This window comes from Novosphingobium sp. (assembly GCF_030699305.1).
GTDB lineage: Bacteria > Pseudomonadota > Alphaproteobacteria > Sphingomonadales > Sphingomonadaceae > Novosphingobium.
Genome location: NZ_JAUYNB010000017.1, coordinates 58,773 through 84,964 on the forward strand (window position 1 = coordinate 58,773; position 26,192 = coordinate 84,964).

The 26,192-nt window shown below is 66.1% G+C and carries 23 protein-coding genes and 2 tRNA genes; 11 read left to right on the forward strand and 14 right to left on the reverse strand.

The genetic code is table 11. The annotated features are described in order from the left end of the window. The first annotated feature begins 18 nt into the window (after nt 1-18). On the forward strand, nt 19-669 hold the full coding sequence (locus Q8Q53_RS08000) for a YceI family protein (protein ID WP_305701241.1): 651 nt from the start codon (nt 19-21) through the stop codon (nt 667-669). A 17-nt stretch (nt 670-686) separates the two neighbouring features. Here Q8Q53_RS08000 and Q8Q53_RS08005 read toward each other — a convergent pair whose 3' ends face one another. Together Q8Q53_RS08005 and Q8Q53_RS08010 are read right to left on the reverse strand one after the other, a co-directional pair. After that, nucleotides 687-1,823 carry an epoxide hydrolase family protein gene (locus tag Q8Q53_RS08005; protein WP_305701242.1) on the reverse strand — a complete coding sequence of 379 codons (1,137 nt, stop codon included), beginning with the start codon at nt 1,821-1,823 and terminating at the stop codon, nt 687-689. Continuing rightward, nucleotides 1,823-2,260 carry a PaaI family thioesterase gene (locus Q8Q53_RS08010; protein WP_305701243.1) on the reverse strand — a complete coding sequence of 146 codons (438 nt, stop codon included), beginning with the start codon at nt 2,258-2,260 and terminating at the stop codon, nt 1,823-1,825. The genes Q8Q53_RS08005 and Q8Q53_RS08010 overlap by 1 nt, the downstream gene beginning before the upstream one ends. A gap of 234 nt (nt 2,261-2,494) precedes the next feature. Here Q8Q53_RS08010 and leuA point away from each other — a divergent pair, with 234 nt between their 5' ends. Beyond that, entirely contained in the window at nt 2,495-4,168 is a 1,674-nt protein-coding gene (leuA, locus tag Q8Q53_RS08015; RefSeq protein ID WP_305701244.1) for a 2-isopropylmalate synthase, read from the forward strand. A 231-nt stretch (nt 4,169-4,399) separates the two neighbouring features. On the opposite strand, the gene Q8Q53_RS08020 is transcribed toward leuA, so the two are convergent. From Q8Q53_RS08020 to Q8Q53_RS08035, 4 genes are read right to left on the reverse strand one after another with little or no spacing between them, the layout of a single operon-like run. Continuing rightward, nucleotides 4,400-5,440, reverse strand: a complete 1,041-nt coding sequence (locus tag Q8Q53_RS08020) for an alcohol dehydrogenase family protein (protein ID WP_305701245.1) — start codon at nt 5,438-5,440, stop codon at nt 4,400-4,402. 14 nt (nt 5,441-5,454) lie between these two features. Then, entirely contained in the window at nt 5,455-6,681 is a 1,227-nt protein-coding gene (locus Q8Q53_RS08025; protein WP_305701246.1) for an acyl-CoA dehydrogenase family protein, read from the reverse strand. Nucleotides 6,682-6,699: 18 nt separating this feature from the next. Further along, a complete protein-coding gene (locus Q8Q53_RS08030) occupies nt 6,700-7,437 on the reverse strand; it encodes an SDR family NAD(P)-dependent oxidoreductase (protein ID WP_305701247.1) in 738 nt (245 codons plus the stop codon). Between the two features lie 10 nt (nt 7,438-7,447). Next, complete coding sequence (locus Q8Q53_RS08035) at nt 7,448-8,476, reverse strand: phosphotransferase family protein (RefSeq protein ID WP_305701248.1); 1,029 nt, start codon at nt 8,474-8,476, stop codon at nt 7,448-7,450. Nucleotides 8,477-8,552: 76 nt separating this feature from the next. Between Q8Q53_RS08035 and Q8Q53_RS08040 the strand changes: the two genes are divergently transcribed. The 4 genes from Q8Q53_RS08040 to Q8Q53_RS08055 all read left to right on the forward strand — a co-directional run bounded on the left by Q8Q53_RS08040 (nt 8,553) and on the right by Q8Q53_RS08055 (nt 12,673). Continuing rightward, nucleotides 8,553-9,194 carry a TetR/AcrR family transcriptional regulator gene (locus tag Q8Q53_RS08040; RefSeq protein WP_305701249.1) on the forward strand — a complete coding sequence of 214 codons (642 nt, stop codon included), beginning with the start codon at nt 8,553-8,555 and terminating at the stop codon, nt 9,192-9,194. Nucleotides 9,195-9,252: 58 nt separating this feature from the next. After that, the gene (locus tag Q8Q53_RS08045; protein WP_305701250.1) at nt 9,253-10,293 is read left to right on the forward strand and encodes an amidohydrolase; all 1,041 of its coding nucleotides are present in this window, start codon (nt 9,253-9,255) and stop codon (nt 10,291-10,293) included. Between the two features lie 157 nt (nt 10,294-10,450). Continuing rightward, a complete protein-coding gene (locus Q8Q53_RS08050) occupies nt 10,451-11,608 on the forward strand; it encodes an iron-containing alcohol dehydrogenase (RefSeq protein WP_305701251.1) in 1,158 nt (385 codons plus the stop codon). Nucleotides 11,609-11,692: 84 nt separating this feature from the next. After that, on the forward strand, nt 11,693-12,673 hold the full coding sequence (locus Q8Q53_RS08055) for a nitronate monooxygenase family protein (protein WP_305701252.1): 981 nt from the start codon (nt 11,693-11,695) through the stop codon (nt 12,671-12,673). Between the two features lie 118 nt (nt 12,674-12,791). On the opposite strand, the gene Q8Q53_RS08060 is transcribed toward Q8Q53_RS08055, so the two are convergent. From Q8Q53_RS08060 to Q8Q53_RS08070, 3 genes are all read right to left on the reverse strand, one after another. Next, on the reverse strand, nt 12,792-13,337 hold the full coding sequence (locus Q8Q53_RS08060; protein WP_305701253.1) for an AHH domain-containing protein: 546 nt from the start codon (nt 13,335-13,337) through the stop codon (nt 12,792-12,794). Between the two features lie 2 nt (nt 13,338-13,339). After that, nucleotides 13,340-13,909: a hypothetical protein gene (locus tag Q8Q53_RS08065; protein ID WP_305701254.1), complete on the reverse strand. Its 570-nt coding sequence runs from the start codon at nt 13,907-13,909 to the stop codon at nt 13,340-13,342. A gap of 299 nt (nt 13,910-14,208) precedes the next feature. Next, a complete protein-coding gene (locus tag Q8Q53_RS08070) occupies nt 14,209-14,691 on the reverse strand; it encodes an NAD(P)H-dependent oxidoreductase (RefSeq protein WP_305701255.1) in 483 nt (160 codons plus the stop codon). Nucleotides 14,692-14,806: 115 nt separating this feature from the next. Here Q8Q53_RS08070 and recJ point away from each other — a divergent pair, with 115 nt between their 5' ends. From recJ to Q8Q53_RS08085, 3 genes are all read left to right on the forward strand, one after another. Next, the gene (gene recJ / locus Q8Q53_RS08075; RefSeq protein ID WP_305701256.1) at nt 14,807-16,591 is read left to right on the forward strand and encodes a single-stranded-DNA-specific exonuclease RecJ; all 1,785 of its coding nucleotides are present in this window, start codon (nt 14,807-14,809) and stop codon (nt 16,589-16,591) included. Between the two features lie 77 nt (nt 16,592-16,668). Further along, a tRNA-Glu gene (locus tag Q8Q53_RS08080) sits at nt 16,669-16,744 on the forward strand. Nucleotides 16,745-16,770: 26 nt separating this feature from the next. Further along, nucleotides 16,771-16,846, forward strand: a tRNA-Glu gene (locus tag Q8Q53_RS08085). 219 nt (nt 16,847-17,065) lie between these two features. On the opposite strand, the gene Q8Q53_RS08090 is transcribed toward Q8Q53_RS08085, so the two are convergent. After that, the gene (locus Q8Q53_RS08090; protein ID WP_305701257.1) at nt 17,066-18,673 is read right to left on the reverse strand and encodes an amino acid permease; all 1,608 of its coding nucleotides are present in this window, start codon (nt 18,671-18,673) and stop codon (nt 17,066-17,068) included. A gap of 146 nt (nt 18,674-18,819) precedes the next feature. Between Q8Q53_RS08090 and panB the strand changes: the two genes are divergently transcribed. Further along, nucleotides 18,820-19,689, forward strand: coding sequence for a 3-methyl-2-oxobutanoate hydroxymethyltransferase (panB, locus tag Q8Q53_RS08095; protein ID WP_305701258.1), 870 nt, complete (start codon nt 18,820-18,822; stop codon nt 19,687-19,689). 54 nt (nt 19,690-19,743) lie between these two features. Next, on the forward strand, nt 19,744-20,811 hold the full coding sequence (locus tag Q8Q53_RS08100) for a DUF475 domain-containing protein (protein ID WP_305701259.1): 1,068 nt from the start codon (nt 19,744-19,746) through the stop codon (nt 20,809-20,811). Here Q8Q53_RS08100 and Q8Q53_RS08105 read toward each other — a convergent pair whose 3' ends face one another. From Q8Q53_RS08105 to prsR, 4 genes are all read right to left on the reverse strand, one after another. Next, nucleotides 20,812-21,765 (reverse strand): bile acid:sodium symporter family protein, encoded by a 954-nt coding sequence (locus Q8Q53_RS08105; RefSeq protein ID WP_305701260.1) that lies wholly within the window; start codon nt 21,763-21,765, stop codon nt 20,812-20,814. Between the two features lie 68 nt (nt 21,766-21,833). Then, nucleotides 21,834-22,892, reverse strand: coding sequence for a CaiB/BaiF CoA-transferase family protein (locus tag Q8Q53_RS08110; protein WP_305701261.1), 1,059 nt, complete (start codon nt 22,890-22,892; stop codon nt 21,834-21,836). A 94-nt stretch (nt 22,893-22,986) separates the two neighbouring features. Continuing rightward, the gene (locus tag Q8Q53_RS08115; protein ID WP_305701262.1) at nt 22,987-24,822 is read right to left on the reverse strand and encodes a tetratricopeptide repeat protein; all 1,836 of its coding nucleotides are present in this window, start codon (nt 24,820-24,822) and stop codon (nt 22,987-22,989) included. 5 nt (nt 24,823-24,827) lie between these two features. Further along, nucleotides 24,828-26,192 carry a PEP-CTERM-box response regulator transcription factor gene (gene prsR / locus Q8Q53_RS08120; protein WP_305701263.1) on the reverse strand — a complete coding sequence of 455 codons (1,365 nt, stop codon included), beginning with the start codon at nt 26,190-26,192 and terminating at the stop codon, nt 24,828-24,830.

Here is a 26,192-nt window from a genome sequence, read left to right on the forward strand (position 1 = left end):
TTTTCCCCCGGAGCACTTATGAAAAAACCACTGATTCTGGGCCTCGCCGCCGCTGCCCTCGCTGCCGCTGCCTTGCCGATCGGGGCGCAGCCCGCGCCCACCCTGCCCGGATCGAAATCGGTCGCCGCGATTACCGGCGGGACCTATCAGGCCGATGCAGGCCACACCCTGATCGCGTGGAAAGTCGATCACTTCGGCTTCTCGCCCTACACTGGGCTGTTCGGTGACATTACCGGCACGCTGAACCTCGATCCCAAAAAACCCGCCGCCTCCAGCGTAGACGTGACCATTCCGCTGTCGAAGCTCGCCACCGCCAGCGCCGGTCTGACCGCGCATATGCTGCGCGATGCCAAGGAGGTCGGCGGCAAGCCCGACTTCTTCGGATCGAACCCCGCCCCGGCCCGGTTCGTGTCGACCAAGGTCACCCCGCAGGGCAAGCTGAAGGCGAAGATCGCCGGTAACCTGACGCTGAACGGCGTGACCCGCCCGGTCGTGCTGGACGCCGCGTTCTATGGCGCGGGCAAGGCTCCGGCGATGATGGGCGGCAAGGAAAACGTCGGCTTCACCGCCCGCACGACAATCAAGCGCAGCGATTTCGGCATCAACTATGCCATTCCGCTGGTGTCCGATGCGGTCGAACTGGAAATCGCCGCGGCGTTTGTGAAGTAAACGGCTTGCGCCGGGCCTCAGCGCATCAGCGCAAAGGCCCGGCGCAGTTCGGCCACGAAGGCAGCGGGCTGTTCCCACGCCGCGAAATGCCCGCCCTTGTCCATGTCGCCCCAATGGACGAGGTTCGGGAAGTTGCGCTCCGCCCATTTGCGCGGGGTCGGCAGGATTTCCTTGGGGAACGCGCTGACCGCCACCGGCAGTTCGATTGTCTGCGGCGCGAACGCCCCGAAGCTCTCCCAATAGAGCCGCGCCGATGACGCACCGGTGGCGGGCAGCCAGTAGAGCATCAGGTTATCGAGCATCGCATCGCGCGTCAGCGCGTCTTCCGCCTGGCCCGCATTGTCGGTCCACGCCCACATCTTCTCGTAAATCCAGCCCGCCAGCCCGACCGGCGAATCCACCAGCCCATAGCCCACCGACTGCGGCCGGGTGCGCTGCTGAGTGGAATAGCCTGAATCCCAGTCCTGATAATGCTTGAGCGCCCCCAGCGCCTTCAGTTCCGGCGGGCTGGGATTGGCCAGATCCTCCGGCTCCGGCCGACCGATCGGCATGTTGAGGTGGATACCGGCGCACCCCGCCACCTGCTGCACGCCAATCGCGGTGGTGACGGCACTGCCCCAGTCCCCGCCTTGCGCGAACCAGCGGTCATAGCCGAGCCGAGCCATCAGCGTGCCCCACGCGCGCCCGATCTTTTCGACGCCCCAGCCAGTACCGGCCGGCTTGCCGGAAAAGCCAAACCCCGGCAGCGACGGCGCGACGACATGAAACGCATCCTCGGCCTTGCCGCCAAACCTCACCGGTTCAGCCAGCTGTTCGATCACGCCCATGAACTCGATCACCGAACCCGGCCAGCCATGCGTGATAACCAGCGGCATTGCCTGCGGATGGGGCGAGCGGACGTGCAGGAAATGAATGTCCAGCCCGTCAATCTCGGTCATGAACTGCCCCAGCGCATTCAGCCGCGCCTCGCACCGCCGCCAGTCATACTGGTGGCGCCAGTAAGCCACGAAATCCTGCAAGGCCGCCAGCGGCGTGCCTTGCGACCAGTCGGGCACGGTTTCCTTTTCCGGCCAGCGGGTCAGGTCGATCCGCGCGTTCAGGTCATCCAGCTGGCTTTGCGGCACGGCCAGCGTGAACGGGCGAACGTCAGTCATCATGCATTCTCCAGCGCGGCGGCAGAGGCGCGTTGGACGCGTGCCTTGTCCATCAGCAGCATCGTAGTGGTGGCCTTGGCCAGCACGGTTCCGGCGCCGTCCTTCAGGCAACCTTCGTAAAAGCAGGTGCGGCGCCCGTTGCGCTCCACCCAGCCTTCGGCGAACACCCGGCCGGGGCGCGCGGGCGCGAAGAAGCTGACTTTCAATTCCAGCGTCATCGGCGTTACGTCCGGCCCGTTCAGCGCAATCGCCGCATGGGCCATCGCCGCGTCGATCCAGCCGGATACGAACCCGCCCTGCACCACGCCGCCCGAATGGCACATGCCGGGCCGCGCCTCATACTCCAGCACTGCCCGGCCAGCCGGGTCCATGGTGACGATCCGCACCAGCCCCATCGTTTCATACAGCGCATCCTGCGCGGCATCTGCGTCGCTCATCATCTCTCCCATCGGGATTTATCCAGTTGTCGCAGACATGGTGGCACGGCCTTCTGCCTCTTTACAAGCCCGCGCTGATTCACCATAGGCAAGGGCATGATCCTCCGGACCGGCCTTACCCTGCGACTTATCCGCCCTTGGGCGTGAGCTGGCGTGTCCCGGTGACGCGCGATGCGGCACCCAAGGGATAATCCACCGCCTTACCGTCGCAATGCCAGTACCCGAGACACCGCTATGACCATGCTGCAAAACCCTTCGGCCAAATATCGGCCCTTCCCGCAAATCAACTTGCCCGACCGGCAGTGGCCGTCGCGCGTCATCACCCAGCCGCCGCGCTGGCTGTCCACCGACCTGCGCGATGGCAATCAGGCGCTGATCGATCCGATGGGCGCGGAAAAGAAGACGCGCTTCTTCGACCTGCTGGTCAAGATCGGCCTGAAGGAAATCGAAGTCGGCTTCCCCAGCGCGGGCGCGACCGAGTTCGATTTCATCCGCGGGCTGGTCGATTCCGGCCGCGTCCCCGACGATGTGATGGTGCAAGTGCTGACCCAGTCGCGCGAGGATCTGATCAAGACTTCGTTCGAAAGTCTGGCGGGCACGAAATCGGCCATCGTCCATGTCTACAACGCGGTGTCGCCGCTGTGGCGGCAGGTGGTGTTCGGGCTGGAAAAGCCGCAGATCAAGGAAATCGCCCGGCAAGGCGCGACGTTCCTGCGCGATCAGGCGGCCCGCTTCCCGCAGACCGACTGGCACTTCGAATATAGCCCGGAAACCTTCTCCACCGCCGAAGTCGATTTCAGCATCGAATGCTGTGAAGCGGTGATGGAAGTGCTGGCACCCACGGTAGAGCATCCGATCATTCTGAACCTGCCGGCCACGGTCGAGGCGGCGACGCCCAACATCTATGCCGACCAGATCGAGTATTTCTGCCGCAACCTGCCGAACCGCGACCGCGCGGTGATTTCGCTGCACACCCACAACGACCGGGGCACCGGCGTCGCGGCGGCGGAACTGGGGCTGATGGCGGGCGCAGACCGCGTCGAAGGCTGCCTGTTCGGCAATGGCGAACGCACCGGCAACTGCTGCCTCGTCACGGTTGCGCTGAACATGTACACGCAGGGGATCAACCCGCAGCTGGACTTCTCGAATATCGACGACGTGATCCAGACGGTCGAATACTGCAACCAGCTGAAAGTGCCGGAACGTCATCCCTATGGCGGCGAACTGGTGTTCACGGCCTTTTCCGGCAGCCATCAGGATGCGATCAAGAAGGGCTTCGCCGCGCAGGAAACCCGCAATGATGAGCAGTGGGCCGTGCCGTACCTGCCGATCGACCCGGCGGACCTCGGCCGCAGCTATGAAGCGGTGATCCGGGTCAATTCGCAGTCCGGCAAGGGCGGCTTCGCCTGGGTGATCGAGCAGGATCAGGGGCTGAAGCTGCCCAAGAAGATGCAGGCGCACTTCTCCAAGCACGTGCAGGAACTGGCCGACCAGCTGGGCCGCGAACTGGTGGCGGAAGACATCTGGGACGTGTTCCAGCGGGTCTATCGCCTGGGCAACCCGCAGCATTTTCAGCTGGTCGATTTCGACGAAAAGCGCGCGTCCGATGGCACCCGCGTCTTCGCCGGCAAGATCGAACTGGACGGCAAGGAACGGAGCGTTTCGGGGCGCGGTAACGGGCTCATCTCGTCCGTCGTGTCGACGATCGCCGACAGCTTTGGCGTGGCGCTGGAAGTGCGGGACTATTCCGAACACGCGATGGGTGCCGGATCGGACGCCCGCGCGGCGGCCTATGTCGAATGCGTGACGGCGGATGGCAAGACCATCTGGGGCGTGGGCATCGATGAAGACGTCGCCACCGCCAGTGTCCGCGCGGTGCTGAGTGCTGCCAACGCGGTGGCGGGCTGAACAGGACAAACTGCGCCCGCAAGCGGGCGCGGCCTTACCTCCCCTCCCGCCTGCGGGAGGGGCTGGGGGAGGGCCTGTCAAAAACCCCTATCCGTTCGTGTCGAGCGTAGTCGAGACACGGTTGCGCTGGGGTGTCTCGACTACGCACGACACGAACGGATGGGTTGGGAGTGAATCAGGGTAACAGGCCCTCCCCCAACCCCTCCCGCAGGCGGGAGGGGAGTTGCCTGCTCAATCCGGGATCAGCACCATTTTCAGCGCTCCGGCCTCGCGCGCTTCGAACAGGCGATAGGCTTCTGCACCCTGGCTGAGCGGCATGCGGTGGCTGATGTACTTTTCGGGCCTCAACCGGCCTGACTGCACCAGCGGGAACAGCGCGGGCAGTTCTTCCGGCACCGAACAAGTCCCGGTGCGGAAGGTCAGCCCCGCCGCGAAAGCACGTTCCAGCGGGAACGGGAAGCGCCGCGATTGCTGCACGCCGATGACCGACACCGTCCCGCGCGGGCGAACCAGCCGCAGCGCGAAATCGACCGTCGCGTCGCTGCCGACCACTTCGACCACGCAATCGAGCTTGCGCCCGCGCGTATCCTGCTTGATCCGTTCCAGCGCCTCGTCCGGATGCAGCGCAATCGCCCCGGCCGCTTCGGCCAACGCGCGGCGTTCGGGGATCGGGTCGATTGCATAGACCACGTGCGCGCCCATCACGAAGGCGCTGTCGACCGCCATCAGCCCAATCGGGCCAAGCCCGATCACCGCCACGCTGCTGCCGGGCCGGACATCGGCATTGCGTGCACCAAACCACGCGGTGGCCAGCGCATCGGTCATCATCAGCGCCTGTTCCATGCTGACGCCGTCCGGCACCGATACCGCGTTGATATCCGCTGCCGGAACCCGCACCGCTTCGGCCTGCGATCCCTGCAACCTGGCCGACAGGCCATAGCAGGACCCCATGCCGAATTCGCACAGGTTGACCACGCCGGACAGACATGACCGGCATGATCCGCACCCCACCGCGGCCGGGATCATCACCTTGTCGCCCACTTTCAACCGGCTGACCCCGCGCCCCACTTCAACCACTTCGCCCACGGCTTCGTGACCGACGCAAAAGCCCGTGTCCTCGGAAAAGCCGTGGCCGTGGTAAATGTGCAGATCGCTGCCGCAGATCGAGCAGGCGGTGACCTGAACGATGGCATCGCGGTCCGACTGGGGCGTTGGATCGTCCATCGCCTCATGCCGGATATCGCGCGCGCCATAGTATCGCAGGGCTTTCATTGCCGGTCCCTCCCCTAGCGCTCGTTCATCGCGACATATTCCTTGATCTTCTGCTTGCCGAGCTGGCTCATGTGCACTTCATCCGGGCCGTCGGCGATGCGGACAAAGCGGTTGAGCGTGAAGAACCGCGCAATTGGCGTATCGTCCGAAACGCCCATCCCGCCGTGGACCTGGATCGCGCGGTCGCAGACCGTCTGGGCCATTTGCGGGGCGACGACCTTGATCGCGGCAATCAGGTCCTTGGCGACCTTGTTGCCATATCGGTCCATCGCGTCAGCAGCTTTCAGCGTCAGCAAACGGGTCATTTCAACCTCGCAGAAGCTTTTCGCCACGTCCTGCCGGATCGACGACTGGTCGGACAGCTTTTTGCCGAACGCGACGCGGCTTTCCGCGCGGCGGGCCATGATTTCCAGCGCGCGCTGGGCCTGACCGATGGAGCGCATGCAGTGGTGGATGCGGCCCGGCCCGAGGCGGCCTTGCGCAATCTCGAACCCGCGCCCTTCGCCCAGGATCAGGTTGCCCTTGGGCACGCGGACATTGTCGAAGCGCAGCTCAACCTCACCGCCCGGGGAATTGTGGCTGCCGAACACGGTCAGGTGACGCACGATGGTGATGCCGGGCGTGTTCGGCTCGACCAGAATCTGCGAATGCTGGGCGTGGCGCGGGGCGTCGAAATCGGTCTTGCCCATCACGATCCAGATATCGCAGCGCGGGTGCATCGCGTTGGAAATCCACCACTTGCGCCCGTTCAGCACATATTCGTCACCGTCCGGCGTGATCGACAGTTCCAGATTGGTCGCATCGGACGAAGCCACCTGCGGTTCAGTCATCACATAGGCCGAGCGGATTTCACCCGCCAGCAGCGGCTTGAGCCACTTTTCCTGCTGCTCCGGGCTGCCGAACTTGGCCAGCACTTCCATGTTGCCGGTATCGGGCGCGGAGCAGTTGAACACCTGGCTGGACCACGGCACGCGGCCCATCAGCTCGGCCAGCGGGGCATATTCCAGATTGGTCAGGCCGGGCGAAAACTCGCCGTATTCGTGCGGCAGGAACAGGTTCCAAAGGCCCAGCGCGTGGACCTTTTCCTTCAGCGGCTCCATCCCCGGCCATTCCTGCCACTGGTTGGCCGGATCGGTGACGAAGTCGTGATAGGCCTGCTCGGCGGGATAGATATGTTCGTCCATGAAGGCCTGAATCTGCGCCAGCAGGCCCTTCACCTTGTCGCTGTGTTCGAAGTTCATGTGATCGGTATCCTTTATTTAAAGCGAAAGCCCGCCGTCGACGATCAGCGTGTGACCGGTAACGTAAGAGGCGAGCGGAGAGGCGAGGAAGATGGCGGCCCCGGCCATGTCGGCGGGCAGGCCCATGCGGCGCTGCGGAATGCTGGCCAGCGCACCGGCCAGCCGGTCCGGATGCTCGGTCGTGACCTTGGTCAGCTTGGTATCGACCAGCCCCGGCGCGAGGCCATTAACGCGGATGCCCTCTGGCGCCCAGGCCTGCCCCAGCGTCTTGGTCAGGCTGATTGCGCCGGCCTTTGACGCGGCATAGGCCGGATTGCCGATGTTGGCCTTGAAACCCGCAATCGAGCTGACCACAATCACGCTGCCCCCCGCTTCCAGCAGCTGTGGTTTGAATTTCCGCGCAATGTGCATCAGGCTGTCAAGATTGACCGCCATCACCCGATCCCAGCCGGGCCGTTCAAATTCTCCGCGTTTGTAGACGACCGTGCCCTGACACAGCACCAGCACGTCCAGCTGATCGAACGGCAGCGGCGCGGCGGCGATGGCATCGGGATCAGCGACATCGACGCAAGTATAGCCAAGCCCGGTCAGGTCCGACCCGTCCGCCGGATCGTATTCCGCCGGGTCGGCCCGCGTGCCCCATACGTGGACGTCGCCGCCGCGTTCCCGGAACGCGTGGGCGATGCCATTGCCGATCCCGCTCGATCCGCCGACGACCAGAATGTGCTGGCCGGTAAAATCGGTGTCACTGTGCATGAAACTTCCCTCAGGCAATGCGCCGCAGCGCGCGTTGGAACAGGTGGATGGTGTGCGCGTGGAGCCGGTCGCCCACCTCGCGCGGGGCCTTGCCGGCGCAGGCCCGGGCGTGGGTGCCTTCCAGAATGATCCCCAGCTTATAACAGGCCAGCACCGCGAACCAATCGAGGTGCGCCAGATCGCGGCCCGTTTGCGCGGCGAAGTGCGCGGTCAGTTCGTCAGGCGTCGCAAAGCCCTCCCACGGGGTGATCGCCACATCGGTTGCGTGGGGCGCATCGCCTTCGGGCCAGGTCGCGATCAGCCAGCCCAGAACGAGCAGCGGATCGCCCAGCGTGCACAGTTCCCAGTCGACCACAGCGGCCAGTTCGCCGCTGTCATGCCGGAACAGGACGTTGGCAAAATGGAAGTCACCGTGGATGATCCCCGGCTGGATCGCATCGGGGCGGTGCGCGTCGAGCCAGCGGGCGACTTTCTCCACGCCCGGAATCGCCTCCGGCCCGGTCCAGCCCGGCAGTTCGGCATAGCTGGCCAGCTGCGCCGCCCAGCGGCCGACCTGCCGTTCCAGCCAGCCGTCCAGCTTGCCGAAATCGGCCAGCCCGACCGCCCGGTAATCGACCTTGCTCAGCGCCGCGATGGCTTCGACCATCGCCAGCCCCATCCGGCGGCGCACGGCGGCGTCCCCGGCGTGGAGCGGGGGTAGCCCCTGCGTGGCATTGAACCCGTCAATCGGCTCCATCAGGTAAAACGCCGCGCCGATCACGTCCTCGTCCGGACAGGCCGCGATCAGGCCGGGGTGCGGCACGGCGCTGCCCGCCAGCGCCGCCAGCACCCGCGCCTCACGCCGCATCGTCTCATTCGAATTGGCCCGCAGCACCGGCGGCGGACGGCGCAGGACATAGCCCCGGCCCGCGCGGGTGAAGCGCAGCAGGATGTTCTGGGTGCCGCCAGCCAGCCGCTGCGCACGCTCCAGCGGACCGGACCCGAGGCCCTGCCCGTCCATCCAGCGCTCCAGCGCGGCAAGGTCGACGCCAGGGTCCACCGGTTATCCTCTCGTTATATTTATCCAGATGGATAATGCATTTGACCTATCCCGGAGTCAAACTATGTTTCCCCCAATGGAAGCACCCGCCCTCCCCGCCCGTTCCGACGCGGCCGAGCATCTCAAGGCGGTGGCGTTGAAGCTGTTCGCCGAGCGCGGGATCGACGGCGTGACCGTCCGCCAGATTGCCGAGGCAGCGGGCCAGAAGAACCATGCGACAGTCGGCTATCACTTCGGATCGAAGGAGGAACTGGTCCGCGAACTGATCGTCGATGGCGCGCGCCTGATCGACGACCAACGCAACCGCTGGTTGGACGAGGCCGAAGCGCACGGCGGCCCGCGCAGTGTGCTGGAAGTGGTTGAAGGACTGGTCCGCACCTCGCTCAACCCCGCGCCGCCGCCGTCGGGCGAATGCTACAACCGCTTCGTCGTGGTGCTGGGCCTGTCGCACCGCGCGCTGTTCATGGACGCGCTGGAGGGGCGCTGGAACTCTGGCTACTTGCGCTGTTTCGAGCATATTCGCCGCCTGAAGCCGGGCGTCTCGCGCACCCTGCTCAACCAGCGGCTGCTGTTCATGGGCGCGGCGCTGGGCGGCATTCTGGCCAGCCGCGAAAGCGAACTGGCCGATCAGTCGCGCCCGCACCCGATGTGGAGCAGCGACACCACACTGACCCGCATCGCCTGCTCGCTGGCCGCGATGCTTGAGTGGGAAGCCTGAGCGCCATAAGCTCAACCAAATCCGGCCCGTGAAGAGGCCAATCGAGAGGAAGCCCCTGATGACCGAAGCGATCCTGGAACCCGACCTGCCGATCATCGATCCGCACCACCACTTGTGGGACTTGCGGCCGATGATGACGGCGTTCCCGGAACCACACCACCCGTTCATCGCCGCCGTCGCGCGCTCGCCTTACTACACCTTCAATGAACTCCACGCCGACACCACCAGCGGTCACAACGTGATTGGTACGGTGTTCATGGAATGCGGCGCATTTTACCGCAGCGGCGCCAGCGATGCGCTGAAAGTGCTGGGCGAGGTTGAATACGTCAACGGCGTCGCCGCGCAGAGCGCCAGCGGACTTTATGGCAACCAGCGGCTCTGCGCGGGGATCATCGGCCACGCCGACCTGCGACTGGGCGACGGCGCGCGGCCCGTGCTGGAGCTGCTGATGGCCACGACCGCACGGTTCAAGGGCATCCGCCATCAGGGCGCGTGGGACGCCAATCCCGATACCCTCGGCCCGCCGTTCCACGCGCCGCAGGGGCTTTACCGCGATGCCACCTTCCGGGCGGGCTTCCAGCACCTCGGCGAACTCGGCCTGACGTTCGATGCGTGGGTGCTGGAACCGCAACTGGGCGACGTGGTCGACCTCGCCCGCGCCTTCCCCGACCAGCCGATCGTGGTCGACCACTGCGGCACCCCGCTGGGCATGGGGCCATATCATGGCAAGCTGCATGAACGCTTCGACGGTTGGCGCACCGCCATCCAAGACCTTGCTGCCTGCCCCAACGTCTCGATCAAGCTGGGCGGCCTGGCCATGTCGTTCGCGGGCATGCCCGATCACGGCCCCGAAGCGGGGCTGTCGTCCGAAACGCTGGCGGCGATGTGGCGGCCCTACATCGAAACCTGCATCGAAGCCTTTGGCCCAACCCGCGCGATGTTCGAAAGCAATTACCCGGTCGACAAGTGGGGCGCGAGCTATCCCGTGCTGTGGAACGCGTTCAAGCGCCTGACATTGGGCGCCTCGGCCGACGAAAAGCGCGCGCTCTATGCCGGAACCGCCGCGCGGTTCTATGGCATCGAAGACTTGTTGAATTGAACACCCCACCCCTTCAGGGGAGGGGCAGCGAGACTTGGCGGCTGTGCCGCCTAGTCGCAGCGGGGCGGGGCTTGGGCGCAGAACATTGCGGCAAACCGCCCCCACCCCAACCCCTCCCCTAAAGGAGAGGGGCAAGACGGACCAAGGAGCTCACACAATGGCCGCCATCCACCTGCCCCGCGCGATCCGGATCGGCGGCGGAACGCTGGACGAATTGCCGCAGGCGCTCGCCCAGTTCGGCCTCTCGCGCCCATTGATCGTGACCGACAGCTGGATGGCGGCATCAGGCGTGCTGGAACGGGTGGAGGCGATCCTTGCCGGCGCAGGGATGGCCAGCCGCGCATTCACCGGCGTCGTCCCCGATCCCACCGTCACCTCGGTCGAGGCGGCGACGGAGTTCCTGCGTGAGGGCGACCATGACTGCGTGATTGGCCTGGGTGGTGGCAGTTCGATCGACACCGCCAAAGTCGTCGCGGTCAAGGCGGCGCGCGATGTTCCCATCACCGCGCTGAAAGCCCCGCATCAGGAAGATGCACCCGCCCTGCCCATCATCGCGATCCCGACCACCGCCGGGACCGGATCGGAAGCGACCCGCGTCACCGTCATCACCGATGCCGCGACGGACGAGAAGATGCTCTGCATGGGCCTCGCCTATCTCCCCACGCTGGCGATCCTCGACTACGAGCTGACCCTGACCAAGCCCGCACGGCTGACCGCCGATACCGGGATCGATAGTCTGGTCCACGCGGTCGAGGCCTATGTCTCTGTCCGCGCCAATCCGTTCTCGGACACCGCCGCCCTCTCGGCCATGCGCCTGATTTGGCCCAACCTGCCGCTGGCCTGTGCCGATCCCGGCAACCGCGCCGCGCGGGAGGCGCTGATGCTGGGCGCGCTGCAAGGGGGCATTGCCTTTTCCAACGCCTCGGTTGCACTGGTCCACGGGATGAGCCGGCCCATCGGCGCGCATTTCCACGTCAGCCACGGGCTGTCCAACGCGATGCTGATGCCGGTGGTGACGCAGTGGTCCGCCCCCGCCGCGCTGCCGCGCTATGCCACGTGCGCCCGCGCGATGGGGATCGCGGACGACACCGAAAGCGACCAGTCCGCCGTGGGCCGACTGGTGGAAGCACTGCACCGGATCAACGCGGACCTCTCCGTCCCCACCCCCGCCGCCTATGGCATCGACAAGGCCCGGTGGGACGATTTGGTGCCGCTGATGGCGGCGCAGGCGCTGGCCTCCGGCTCCCCCGCCAACAACCCCCGCGTGCCGGACGCGGATGAGATCGCGGCGCTCTATGCGCAGGCGTGGAACTGACCGGCACCGGCGGGACCAAAGTCCGCTCGACACGCCGCAATCAGTCTCATAGAAAAACCCAAATCATACCTTGAGAGGAACTTCATGGCCCTGCCCGCTCCGTTTGATCGCCTGCGCCTGCCCGTCATCGCCTCGCCGCTGTTCATCATTTCCACGCCCGATCTGGTGATCGCGCAGTGCAAGGCCGGGATCATCGGCAGCTTTCCGGCGCTCAACGCCCGCCCCTCTGGCGTGCTGGACGAATGGCTGCACCGGATCACCGAGGAACTGGCCGCGCACAACCGGGACAACCCGGATCGGCCCGCCGCGCCCTTCGCGGTCAACCAGATCGTCCACAAATCCAACAACCGGCTGGAAGAGGACATGGAAGTCTGCGCCAAGTGGCAGGTGCCGCTGACGATCACTTCGCTTGGCGCGCGTGAGGACATCAACGCGGCGGTCCACAAGTGGGGCGGGATCGTGATGCACGACGTGATCGACAACCGCTTTGCCCGCAAGGCCATCGAAAAGGGCGCCGACGGCCTGATCCCGGTCGCCGCCGGGGCTGGCGGCCATGCCGGCACGCTGTCACCCTTTGCGCTGATGCAGGAAATCCGCGAATGGTTCAGCGGGCTGATCGCGCTGTCCGGTTCAATCGCTTGCGGCCGCTCGGTCCTCGCCGCGCAGGCGATGGGGGCGGACTTCGGTTACATCGGCTCCGCCTGGATCGCCACGGCCGAAGCCAACGCCGATCAGGGTTACAAGGACGCCATCGTTTCGGGCAGCGCCTCGGACATCGTCTATTCGAACCTGTTCACCGGCGTTCACGGCAACTACCTGCGCCCGTCGATCGTCGCCGCAGGGCTTGATCCCGACAACCTGCCGCAGAGCGATCCCAGCAAGATGAACTTCGGCTCTGGCGGCAACACCGAAGCCAAGGCGTGGAAGGACATCTGGGGTTCGGGCCAGGGCATCGGCGCGGTCAAGGCGGTGGAAACCGTGGCTGACCGCGTCGACCGGCTGGAAGCGGAATACAACCAGGCCCGCAAGGAACTGGCCGACAAGGCCCGCCTGACGCTGGCCTGATCCCAACCATTCCCCCCTCCCTTTCAGGGGAGGGGCTGGGGGTGGGGGCGTGATGAGCTGAGCTGGCCGCCCCCTCCCCAACCCTCCCCTGAAGGGGAGGGAGTAGCGTTTTCGCGCGCTATTCCCCCGCCGTATCCGGCCAGAGCAGCGCGGCCATTGCATCGAGTTCGGCAAAGTCCACGCCCTGTCCCAGCGCGCCTTGCGCCAGCGGGTCGCGCGTGTTCAGCCGCATCCGGCGGCGCTGGTCCAGCAGGCGGCGGCGCAGGGCGCGTTGCAGCAATTCTAGCCGCATCAGCGCATCGTTCAGCGCCAGTTCCGGCGCGCGCGGGCGCTGGGCCGACCAGCCAGCTTCAATCTGGCCGATCCGTTCCAGCACCAGTTCGTTATAGGTGCGGTGCGGCCCGCGATGCAGCGGCAGGCCGATCCGCACAGCCGCAAAATCGTTGGCGGGAAGCAACAGGCCATTGCGGCGGAAATCGTCAAACCCGATCCGGTCCTGCCCCAGTTCGCTGAGCATCGGCACCAGACTGGGGCACGACAGCACTTGCCGGGGCAGGATATGATGGCGCTGCAACCCCGGATCATAGCCCGGCACATCCCGCCGGTTCACCGCCCGGAAGGACAGCTGCGGACGCAGACCCACCTGCCGGGTGTGCGCCAGCACGTTCACATCCAGACCCGCAACACGGCTCCTTCCGGAGCGGCGTGGAGCAGTTCACCCACCGGTCCGGCAAGATCTTGGGCGGCGAGCACAGGGCCGTGTTCGGCCAGCAGGTGGATCAACCGCACCGCGATCTGACCGGCGTGCTGCGCCGAAACGTCGGGTCCGGGTTCAAACCGCAGTTCCTGACCGGTCAGAAAGGCCAGCCCGCGCGATTCCATCACCCCGCCCGCCGTGCGGTTCAGCATCGTCAGCCCCAGCGCCGGAAACGCGCCGCCCGCCAGCCAGCCCGCCACGATCCGCTGATAATAATCAGGCGCCATGCAGGTGCCCGCCGGCCCCCAGCAGACCGCCCGCACGCCCGGCAACGTGCAGAGCGCCAGCCCAAGGCCGGCCAGCACCCGCACCACCGGCAGCAGCCCCGCCCCGTCGATCAGGTGCGGTCCGGGTTGCAGCACGATCAGTTCACCGTCCGGCGCAGCATCCAGTCCCAGCGGCTGGCCCGGATCGACCGGACGGGTGGCCCGGCCGGGGGCAAGTTCAAGGCAATCGAACGCCAGCCCCATCGCCAGCAATTCAGCCCAGCCATCGTCGTCCGCGCCGCGCGCGGTTACCGAGAACGCAATCGGCAGGTCGGCCGAACCGCGCAGGCTGATGGCCGACAGGGCTTGCAGCGCATCGGCATCCGGCCGCTGACCGGGCGCGAACAGTAGCGACAGGATCGCACCGCCCGCGCCGCCAGCGTTTTCCGCGATGTCATTCGCTGCAACGATGATAGTCTCCCAAGCCGCCTATGCCCTTTATTCTCTGGCATTTTTTCAACCGACAAGTCGAGTCCGGACACAGCAAATGCCGCCATAACGGAGCCATCCGGTCAGAACACACCCAGCGCCACCCCCTCAGCCAGCGCTGCCCCCAGTTGTGCCGCCTGTTCCAGCGCTGCGGCAGGCACCACTTTGGCCGCCAGGATCGCCTCGGGCGTCTGGGCATCCAGATTGACGATCACCCCGTCCGCCACCCGTTTCAGCCGCCAGCCAGTAACGATCCGGTCCAGCTGGGCCTGTGCGCCCTGGCCCGCACTGCCCGCCGCGATCACGGTCGCATAGGCGCGCCCTTCGATCCGGCCAAGCAGCGGATAATAGCAGGAATCGAACATTTCCTTCATCGGACCAGACAGCGCGCCCAGGTTTTCGGGACACACGAACAGGTATCCCCCCGCCGCCAGCAGGTCTGCCGGGGTCACCTGATCTGCCGCGATCAGCCGCGCTGCGCCGTCAGCCCCGCCGTGCGCCGCTTCAGCCAGCGCCCGCGCCGCGCCCGTGCGGCTGTGCCAGATGATCGCCAGCTGATCCGGCAAATACGTTTCCTTTGCTGCGTGCGCCCTAACGGACCCTTCCCCGCCCCGCTTGTCAATTGTCGAAAGGCGGCGCGCGCAACTTCCGTTGATGATCGCAATGGAGTAGCCGGGGAGCATGTCCACCGCATCCTCATCGATCCTCGGCATCGACCGTTCGCTTTCCGGCCGTATCTGGCGCTGGCGCGGCGGCAACATGGATGTCGGCGGCGGCAATGCGGCGACGCTGGAACACGATCTGGTGACCCAGTTGTTGCTCTCGCGCGGGGTTCCGCCCGAAGACCTTGAACGGCACCGCAACCCATCGCTGCGCGCGTTCCTGCCCGATCCGTCAGCGTTCCGCGACATGGACGCAGCGGCAGAGCGGCTGGCGCAGGCCGTGCTGACCGGCGAACAGGTCACCATCTATGGCGACTATGACGTCGATGGCGCGACCAGCGCCGCGCTGCTGGTGCGGCTGCTGCGCGATCTGGGCCAGCCCTCGCGCTATTACATCCCGGACCGGCTGCTCGAAGGCTATGGCCCGTCGGGTGAGGCGCTGGTGCGTCTGGCCGAGGAAGGCTCCAGCCTGATCGTCACGGTCGATTGCGGGGCGATGGCCTATGAAGCGCTGGAAATGGCGCACGGCGCGGGCGTGGACGTGGTGGTGGTCGATCACCATAAGTGCGCCGCCGTGCTGCCACGCGCGATGGCGCTGGTGAACCCCAACCGGCTCGATGAAAGCGATCTGGGCGCCGCCCATGGCCATCTTGCGGCCGTGGGCGTCGCGTTCCTGCTGGCGGTTGCACTGGTGCGGACCTTGCGCGCGCAGGACTTTTTCAAGGGCCGCGCGGAACCGGACCTGTTTTCGCTGCTCGATCTGGTCGCGCTGGGCACCGTGGCGGACGTCGCCGCGCTGCACGGGCTGAACCGCGCGCTGGTGGCGCAAGGGCTGAAAGTGATGGCCCGGCGCGAGAATATCGGCATGGCCGCGCTGATCGACGCCAGCCGCCTGAGCCGCGCGCCGACCTGTTCGGACCTGGGGTTTGCGCTGGGACCGCGCATCAACGCAGGCGGGCGCGTGGGCGAATCGACGCTGGGCGTGCGGCTGCTGACCACTGAAGACCCCGACGAGGCGAAGATGATCGCCGCGCAGCTGTCCGCCCTCAACGAGGAGCGCCGCGCGATCGAGGCCGCCGTGCAGGAAGCCGCCGAAGCGCAACTGGCCGCCCAGCACAACCGCGCCGTGATCTGCCTGGCGGGGCGCGGCTGGCACCCCGGCGTGATCGGGATCGTCGCCGGACGGATCAAGGAAAAGACCGGCAAACCGACGCTGGTGATCGCGCTGGACGAGGCCGGCAATGGCAAAGGCTCTGGCCGTTCCATCGCCGGGGTGGACCTGGGCGCCGCGATCATTGCCGCCCGCGCGGCAGGCTTGCTGGTCGCCGGCGGCGGGCACGCCATGGCCGCTGGTCTAACAATCGCCCCGGACCAGCTGGACGCGCTGGCGGACTGGCTGGACGAACGGCTGGGCGCCAGCGTGACCGCAGCAATGGCCAATCAGGCCGTGCTGCTGGATCTGGCGCTGGCCCCGCGCGGGCTGGCACCGGCACTGGTCGAGGCGATGGAAACCGCCGGGCCGTTCGGCATGGGCTGGCCCGGCCCGCGAATCGCGGTCGGCCCGCTCCGGCTGGTCAAGGCCGATCTGGTGGGCACCGATCACGTCCGGCTGATCGTGCGGGGCGATGACGGCAGCAGCTTCAAGGCGATCGCATTTCGCGCGGCGACCACCGATCTGGGCCAGGCCCTGCTCCACCGTTCGCGCGACCGGCGGCTGTGGCTGGCGGGGCGTGCGAAGATCGATGACTGGTCCAGCCGCCCGCAAGCCGAACTGCATGTCGAGGACGCGGCGTGGCTCGACTGAAATAATCGTGCGCGGGGGCTTGACCCTCTTCGTACGCTTGCCTAAACGCGCGGCTCGCCTCCGGTGCCAGCCGGTTTGGCCCCTTCGTCTAGCGGTCTAGGACGCGGCCCTTTCACGGCTGAAACACGGGTTCGATTCCCGTAGGGGTCACCATCTTTGACGGTGGCGACATGGCTTTTGGCCCCTTCGTCTAGCGGTCTAGGACGCGGCCCTTTCACGGCTGAAACACGGGTTCGATTCCCGTAGGGGTCACCAACCTTTTTCACCACAACAACGCTGATGCACGCTCTGCCGGATTGGCAGAACCAGCCGCGCGCGTGCGTCTGGCGGCGCGTTCCCCCGCTTTCGTCACCCCCGGACCTGATCCGGGGTCCGGCTTGCTTCGCGCACAAACCGGGCGGCAATCCGCAACCAGCAAAAAAGGCCGCTCCCCACCGGGAAGCGGCCCTCTTGAAGTCAGCCTTGCGGCCGGGATCAATCGTTCAGATCAATCCCGCCCGGCAGCGGCGGCACCGGCTGCGGCGGCACGTCGGCATCCATTTCGTGCACTTCGACCAGCCCGCGGCCAACGTGGCTGCGTTTGCGGCTGTAGGCAAAGTAGACGATCAGACCGATCACGGCCCAACCGACAAACAGCAGCTTGGTGTAACCCGACAGGCTCCAGAACAGATAGAGACATCCGAACGCGGCCAGCGGCGAAACCAGCCACACCGCCGGGGTGCGGAACGGACGCGTGCGCGACGGGTCGCGCTTGCGCAGCATCAGCACCGCGATTGCCACCATTGCGAACGCGAACAACGTGCCGGAGTTCGAGATGTCCGCCAGCGCGCCGACCGGGAACAGCGCGGCGAAAATCGCCACGAAGATCCCGGTGATCACGGTCACGACGTGCGGGGTGTGATACTTGGGGTGAACCTTGCTCAGCACTTCGGGCAGAAGGCCGTCGCGGCTCATCACGAAGAAGATGCGGGTCTGGCCGAACATCATCATCAGGATGACCGAAGGCAGCGCCAGACCGGCGGCGAGGCCGACGAGGTTGCCGATCTGCTGCCAGCCGATTTCACGCAGCGTCCAGGCCAGTGCCTCCTTCGAACAGACCACCGATTTGCCCGCGTCGGTAACGCAGGCTGCGGCCAGTTCGGTGCTGCCCGGTGCCAGCGCATTGCCAGCCGCATCGAACAGCGGCTGCGCACCGACCGAACCGATCACGCCCGATGCCACCAGGATGTAGAACACGGTGCAGATCGCAAGGCTGCCGATCAGGCCGATCGGCATGTTGCGCTGCGGGTTCTTGGTTTCTTCGGCCGCAGTCGAAACCGCGTCGAACCCGACGTAGGCAAAGAAGATCGAGGCCGCAGCGGCCGAAATCCCGCCAAAGCCGAGCGGCGCGAACGGTTCGAAGTTGGCGCTGTTCATCACTGGCAATGCCAGGATGACAAACAGCGTCAGCGCCGTGATCTTCACCATCACCAGGACAGCGTTGATATAGGCGCTTTCCTTGGTCCCGATCACCAGCAGCCAGGTCACCAGCAGCGCGATGATCGCGGCGGGCAGGTTGACGAACCCGCCCGTGGCAATCGCGGTCTGGATCGCTTCGCTGTTGGTGGCACCGAACGCCAGCTTGATCTGGGCGATCAGGGCATCGGCGTTGACCAGTTCGGCCGGCAGCGTGATACCCAGGTATTCCCTGAGCAAGCCCACGAAATAGCCCGACCAGCCAACCGCCACGGCCCCGGCCGCAACGGCGTATTCCAGCACCAGCGCCCAGCCGACCATCCAGGCCAGCAATTCGCCCATGACAGCATAGCTGTACGTGTAAGCCGAACCAGAAACCGGCACCATCGATGCCATTTCAGCATAACACAGCGCGGCTACGGCGCAGACGAACCCGGCGATGATGAAGCTGATCAGCATCCCCGGCCCGGCCTTTTGCGCGGCTTCTGCGGTCAGCACGAAAATGCCGGTGCCGATGATCGCGCCAACGCCCAGCATGGTCAGCTGAAAGGCACCAAGCGAACGATGAAGTGATTTCTTTTCGGCAGTTGCCAAAATGGCGTCGAGTGATTTGACGCGACCGAACATGCGGTTCCCCTAAACTTTATGGGCGGCCCGCCGCATGGACAGTCCGCCACCATTCCCTGCGGCGGGAAGCTAACGCGAAGCGAAGCGATGGCAAGGGTTAACTGGTGCCTCTTCCCCAGCTTTGCGGGACGGGCTAGACAGGCGGGATGTCCACCACTTTCCAGCTCGACACCGCGACCAGCCGCGCCAACCCCACCCCCGCCCCGATGAAGCGGCTGACGATCCCCGCGATCCGCCAGCGCAAGGTGGGCGGCGTAACGGCTGATCCGGTCGTGATGCTGACGGCCTATACTGCGCGGCAGGCGCAGTTGCTGGATGCGCATTGCGATCTGCTGCTGGTCGGGGACTCGCTCGGTCAGGTGATCTATGGCCTGCCCTCCAGCGTACCGGTGACGCTCGACATGATGGCGGCCCACGGCGCGGCGGTGGTGCGCGGCAGTTATCATGCCGCCGTGGTGGTCGATATGCCGTTCGGCGCATACGAAGCCTCGCCGCAGCAGGCGTTTGCCAGCGCGGCCCGGCTGCTCAAGGAAACCGGCTGCGCGGCGGTCAAGCTCGAAGGCGGCGCGGTGATGGCCGAAACGGTTGCGTTCCTGACCGCGCGCGGCATCCCGGTGATGGGCCACGTCGGGCTGACCCCGCAGGCGGTCAACGTGCTGGGCGGCTACAACGCGCGCGGCCGCAGCGATGCCGAAGCGGCCAAGATCGTCGCCGACGCTGTGGCGCTGGACGAAGCCGGGGCATTTGCGGTGGTCGTCGAAGGGGTGGTTGAACCGATCGCCATTGCAGTCACCCAGGCGATCCAGTGCCCGACCATCGGCATCGGCGCGTCCGCCCAGTGTGACGGGCAAGTGCTGGTGACCGAGGACATGCTGGGCATGTTCGAGCGCGTCCCCCGGTTCGTGAAACGCTATGAAGCGATTGCCGAGACGATTTCCGGCGCGGCAGAGCGTTACGCAGCCGAAGTGCGCGCGCGCCAGTTTCCGGGGCTGGAACAAACCTATCAACCCAAGTAAGGGCCGCACGACGCGTCCTGATCAGGACCGGCCAGTCTGACAGGGAAATTCATCGTGCTGCGCTATTACAAGGTCGCTATCCTGTTCACGCTGTTCTGTCTGGCCATCGCGGTATGGTATGGCTGGATGCAGACCGGCACGATTGCCGGCACGCTGAGCATGCTGTGGATCGTGGTTGTCCTGTCGATCCTGGAAGTATCGCTGTCGTTCGACAACGCGGTGATCAACGCGTCCGTGCTCGATGAAATGGACGAGATCTGGCAGCGCCGGTTCCTGACCTGGGGGATGCTGATCGCGGTGTTCGGGATGCGAATCGTGTTCCCGCTGGCGATCGTGGCAATTGCGGCCGGACTCGGCCCGATGGATGCGATCAACCTGTCTCTCAACGACCCCAAACGCTATGAGGAAATCGTATCAAGCGCGCATGTCGGCATTGCCGGTTTCGGCGGCGCGTTCCTGACGATGGTCGGCCTGTCGTTCTTTTTCGACGGTGAAAAGAACGTCCACTGGATCGCCTGGATCGAACAGAAGTTGAGCGCTTGTTCCAACATCAAGGCGGCCGAAATCGCGATCCTGCTGGTGGTGATCTATCTGATTTCCGGCCTGCTGAACCCGGCCGACGCGCTGACCTTCATGGTTGCGGGCACGCTCGGGATCGTCACGTTCATCGCGGTTGAAGCGCTGGGGACATTGCTGGAAATGCGCGAACAGGCGCTGGCGGCGCAAGGCGCGGTCATCCGTTCCGGCCTTGGCGGGTTCCTTTATCTCAATATCCTCGACGCCAGCTTCAGCTTTGACGGCGTGATCGGGGCGTTCGCCCTGTCGAACAACATGGTGGTGATCGCGCTGGGCCTGTCGATCGGCGCGATGTTCGTGCGTTCGATGACGATCATGCTGGTGCAAAAGGGCACGCTGGCGGAATACCGGTTCCTTGAACATGGGGCATTCTGGGCGATCATCGCGCTGGGCGGGATCATGCTGGCCTCGGCCAAGTTCCACATCCCCGAAACGATCACCGGGCTGATCGGCGCAGTGCTGATCGGGCTGTCGCTGTGGTGGTCGATCCGCCACAAGCGCAAGTTCCCCGACGGCGAGCTCGAAACCGCCGTCCGGGCGGACTGATCAACCGCCGCGCAGCCGCACCGCAATTGGCGCGGCGATGATCAGCTGGACCAGGTGGTACAGCAGGATCGGCAGCAGGATCACCCCCGCCACGGCGGGCGGAAACAGCACGGTCGCCATCGGCGCGCCCATGGCGATGCTTTTCTGCCCGCCCGCGAACAGCATGGTCACGCGGTTGGCGCGGTCCAGCCCCACGGCGCGGCCCAGCCACCACGCGCCAAGGTGGCCGATGACCAGCAGCACACTCGTTCCGGCGATCAGCCAGACCCAGCCCTCCAGATCGATCCGCGTCCAGAACCGCTGCTCCACCGCGCCGGAAAACGCGACATAGACCGCGATGGCAATCGCCGCGCGGTCCATCCCCGTCACCAGCTGACGATGGCCCTTGACCCAATCGCCCAGCCGGTCCTGCATGAGCTGCCCGGCGATGAACGGGACCAGCAGCATGCCGATCACCTTGACCAGGCTGTCGGCATGAAATTCCGCCGCGCCGCCCCCGCCCAGCAACGAGAACAGCGGCGCGGAAATGAACACGCCCAGAATGTTGAGCAGCGCCGCCGCAATCACTGAACTGGCGACATTGCCCCCGCCCAGCGAGCTGTAGGCCGTCGCCGACTGGACCGTGGACGGCATGCAGCCCAGATAGAGAAAGCCCAGCGCGATCATCGGGGGCATCCAGCCCTGCCCCAGCTGCCAGGTCGCCCAGCCCGCCAGCGCCATGACGCCATAGACCCACGCCGTCAGCGGCCAGAGCAGGCGGTGATTCGACAGGCCCGCGCGCACTTCATGGCGCGGCAGGCGCAGCCCGTTGAGGAAGAACAGGATGAACACCGCCGCGTTGGCGATGAACTGCACCACTTCGCGCGCGGCACCGGTTACCGGCAGCACGATTGCCAGCGCGATGGCCGCCAGCAGAACGCGCACCAGCAGATCAAGCCGTGTCAGGAAATTCACAACGTCGCCCCTCAACTGTCATCCCCGCTTTCGCGGGAATGACAGCGTTTGGAAAGGGGCTTTACGCCTTAACGACCGGCCAGCGAAACCGGCGGCGCGGGCGTGGCGGAAAAGCGCGGCGCAGGTGCGGGCTGGACCATCCCGCCGTCTTCGACAAACGTCGCACGCGCCACGTTGTGCGCGTGCTGCGGCGCTTCGGTCAGGCTGAGCACGGGGGCAAAGCAGATATCGGTGCCGTCCATGATCGCGCACCATTCATCGCGCGTCCTGGTCAGGATCAGCGCGGTCATCCGCGCTTTCAGCTCGTCCCACTTGGCCGGGTTCATCTGCTGGGCAAAGTCCGGATCGCCGGTCAGGCCGGTCTTTTCCATCAGCAGCGCATAGAACTGCGGCTCGATCGAACCGAGCGAGATCCACTTCCCGTCGCTGGTTTCGTAGGTGTCATAGAAGTGCGTGCCCGAATCGAGCAGGTTGACCCCGCGCTCATCCTTCCACTGGCCATTGCCCAGGAAGGTATAAGTCATCGCCGACAGGATCGCCGCACCATCGACCATCGCGCAATCGACCACCTGGCCCGGTCCGCCGCTGCGCGCATGCAGAATGGCCGAGACCACGCCGAACGCCAGCATCATCCCGCCACCGCCAAAATCGCCCACGGCATTGACCGGGAAGCTGGGTTTTTCGCCCTTGCGGCCATAGGAATGGAGCGCGCCGGTCAGCGCGATATAGTTGATGTCATGGCCCGCCAGCGGCGCCATCGGCCCGTCCTGACCCCAGCCGGTCATCCGCCCGATCACCAGTTTCGGGTTGATCGCCAGTAGCACTTCCGGCCCCAGCCCCAGCCGTTCCAGCACCCCAGGCCGATACCCTTCGATCAGCGCATCGGCCGTCCTGACCAGTTCCTTGATCTGTTCAATCGCCGCCGGATCTTTCAGGTCCAGTTCGATCCGTTCACGGTTGCGGTTCAGGATATCGCGGTTGCCGCCATCGCCGAACCGGCCTGCATTGGCCGGCCGCTCCACGCGGATCACCCGTGCGCCGTGATCGGCCAGCATCATCCCGCAGAACGGGCCGGGTCCGATCCCCGCCAGTTCAATTACCGTCACCCCTTGCAGAACACCCGCCATCGCAGCCTCACCTTACAGTCTGTTGATCCAGCATTTAATCATGCGATTAAATTGCCTTGGCGGCCCTGTCGAGCCTTATCCAGAACAATTCCGGTCAGGCGGCGCCGTTTCCCGCGAGTTGCGCGCGCGCTTCCGCCAGCAACGGGTTGTCGCCGCCCATCTTGCGCGCCTTGTCCAGCAGGTCGCGGGCGCGCTGCGGTTCCTTGCCCGCGGCGGCCAGCGCCATCCCCAGCGCCTGCGCCGCAACCCCGCTGCCGCGTTGCAGCGCATAGGCGCGCGCCGCACTTTCCTGCGCGGCCTTGACGTCATCCGTCCGCAGCTGGGCCAGGCTGAGATCGGCGAGCAGCCGCACATCGCGATTGCCGCCGCGTGCGCGCAGGCTTTCCAGCAGCGCGCGGGCACCTGCCCAGTCGCCAGTAAACGCGCGGTGGCTCGCCCCCATCCGCGCGGCCAACCGGCTGCCGGGAAACGCGGCGAGGTAGTTGGCGGTAACCGTCATCGCATCGCGCCCGCGCCCGGCCTTGTCGAACGCTTCGCCCATGCGCAGCAGCAGCGGTTCGGGAAAGCGGATTTGCGCCGACTGGTCATAGGCCGCCAGCGCTTCGCCCGCCTGACCGGTGGCCAGCGCGACATCGCCCCACAGCGCCAGCGCCTCGGACGATCCGGGATGCAATTGCCGGAACCGGCCGGCCACTCCGGCCGCGCCGCGCAGATCGCGCACCGCCAGCAGGCTGCGGGCATAGGGGACCGCCGTTTCCGGCGACCCCGGCGCCGCATTCCAGCGCAGCGCCAGCACGCCGATCGGGTCCCGTTCCGGGATCGGCATCAGCGCAGGGATCGTCGCTCCCGCCGCCCGGTCGAGCAGCGGCGCGGCGGCGGCGCGATTGCCCTGCTCCTCATGCGCGCGGGACAGCAGCAGCAGCAGGTAGGCCGGAGCGTCGGGGCGTGCCGCCAGCGCATCGAACCGGCTATGCAGCTTGCCGTAATCACCCGCTTCATAAAGCGCGCGGGCCAGCAGCAGTTGCAGCTTCTGGTTCGCCCCCTGGCGCTGCGCCAGCGGTTCGAGCAGACCGGCGGCAAGATTGGCGTTGCCTGCTTCCAGTTCCAGCAAGCCCTGCAGTTCCAGCGCGGCTGGCATCCCCTTCAGCTTGTCGCCGGTGCGGGCCAGCAGGCTGCGGGCCAGTTCCATCTTCCCGGCGCGCGCGGCCAGCACGGCCTGCAGGTAAAAGGCATAAGGATGGCTCGGCGCGACCTCGATCATCTGGCGGGTCACCGCCAGCATCCGGGTGGTCTGCCCCAGTTCGCCCAGCGTTGCGGCATATCCGCTCAGCAGCGACAGGTCTTCGGGGGCGATTTCCAGCGCGCGCTCAAACAGCGGCAGCGCGGCCTCCCAGCCGGACTGGTCGCGGCGCAGCTGGGCCTGAAACTCCAGCGCGCGGACATTGTCCGGATCGGCCGTCAGCGCCCGGTTTACCGCGTCGACCGCCAGAATCTGCTCTCCCCCCTGATAGCGCAGGCGGCCAATATCGACCCACAACTGCGCATCGTCCGGCATCAGCGCCAGCGCCCGGTCATAGGCCTGACCGGCGGCGGGCAGGTTGCCATCCAGCCGTTCCAGCATCCCCAGCGCCTGCCAGCCCCGCCCCGCCGCATCGGGGGTGAACTGCCCCGGCTCCAGCCAGCCCCGCGCGCGCGCCAGATCGCCCTGATAGATGAAGGCTTCCCCCATCCACGCCGCCACCGCGTCCCGCGGCGCACCGGCCTTGATCGCGTTGCGCAACGCGGCTTCCGCCGCAATCCCGTCACCCCGTTGCAGCGCCGCGCGGGCCGCGTTGATCGGCCCTTGCTGAACGTCCGGCAAGGCCAGCAGCGGCGCTGCCAGCAGCACCCCGGCAAGGCCCAGCGCGGCGAACAGGCGGCGCACCAGCACTGGCTTCAGGCCTGAAGATCGTATTGCTTGAGCAGATCGTAGAGCGTCGGGCGGCTGATCCCCAGCAGCTTGGCCGTTTGCGAGATATTGCCTTCGCTGCGGGCCAGTGCGTGCCGGATCACCCGCCGGTCGGCTCCCTCGCGCGCGGATTTGAGGTTCAGCGCCACTTCGCCCGCTTCGTCCGGATCGGCCAGATCCAGATCGGCTGCGGAAATCAGCTTGCCATCGGCCATGATGACCGCGCGCTTCACCCGGTTTTCCAGTTCACGGACGTTGCCCGGCCAGTGCCAGGCATCGATTGCGGCGAGTGCATCGGCGGCAAAGCCTTTGACCGATGGGTTCATTTCCCGCGAAAACCGGGTCTGGAACGCCTTCGCCAGCAACCCGGCATCGCCGGGGCGTTCAGCCAGACTGGGAATCTTGATGACGATCTCAGCCAGGCGATAGAACAAGTCCTCACGGAACCGCCCATCCGCGATCATCGCTTCAAGGTCCTGATGCGTCGCGCATACGATCCGCGTGTCGACCGCAATTGATTTGCGCGATCCGATCCGCTCGATCACCCGTTCCTGCAGGAACCGCAACAGCTTGACCTGCAAGGGCAGCGGAATATCGCCGACTTCATCGAGGAACAGCGTGCCGCCGTGGGCCAGCTCGATCTTGCCCTCGGTGGTCTTGACCGCCCCGGTGAACGCGCCTTTTTCGTGCCCGAACAGTTCGCTTTCCAGCAGGTTTTCCGGGATCGCCGCGCAGTTGATGGCCACGAATGCGCCGCCGCAACGATCGCTCGCGTCATGCAAGCCGCGCGCCAGCAGTTCCTTGCCGGTGCCGCTGGCCCCCAGCAGCATGACCGAAACGTTGGTGTTGGCGACGCGTTCGATCGTCCGGGCGACTTTCACCATTTCCGGCGCGCCCGTGATCATCTGCCCCAGCACGCGGTTGCCTTCGCCGGTCCGGGTGGCCAGCTGGCGGTTTTCCGCCTCGATCCGGTGCAGTTCCAGCGCGCGCCGGACGATCAACCCCAGCGCCTCGATATCGACCGGCTTCTGATAGAAATCATAGGCCCCCTTGGCGATCGCCGACAGCGCGGATTCGCGCGCGCCGTGGCCGCTGGCGACGATTACCTTGGTGTCAGGCTTGAGCGCCATGATCGCGTCGAGCAAGGCAAAGCCCTCGCTCGTCCCGTCGGGATCGGGCGGCAGGCCCAGGTCCAGCGTGACCACCGGGGGTTCATCGGCCCGCAGCGCCGCCAGCGCGCTGGCCCGGTCGCCGGCGATGACCACGTCGAATTCGGGATAGGCCCACTTCAGCTGGGCCTGCAGCCCCGCATCATCTTCGACGATCAGCAGCTTGGGTTTGGGATCGGACAT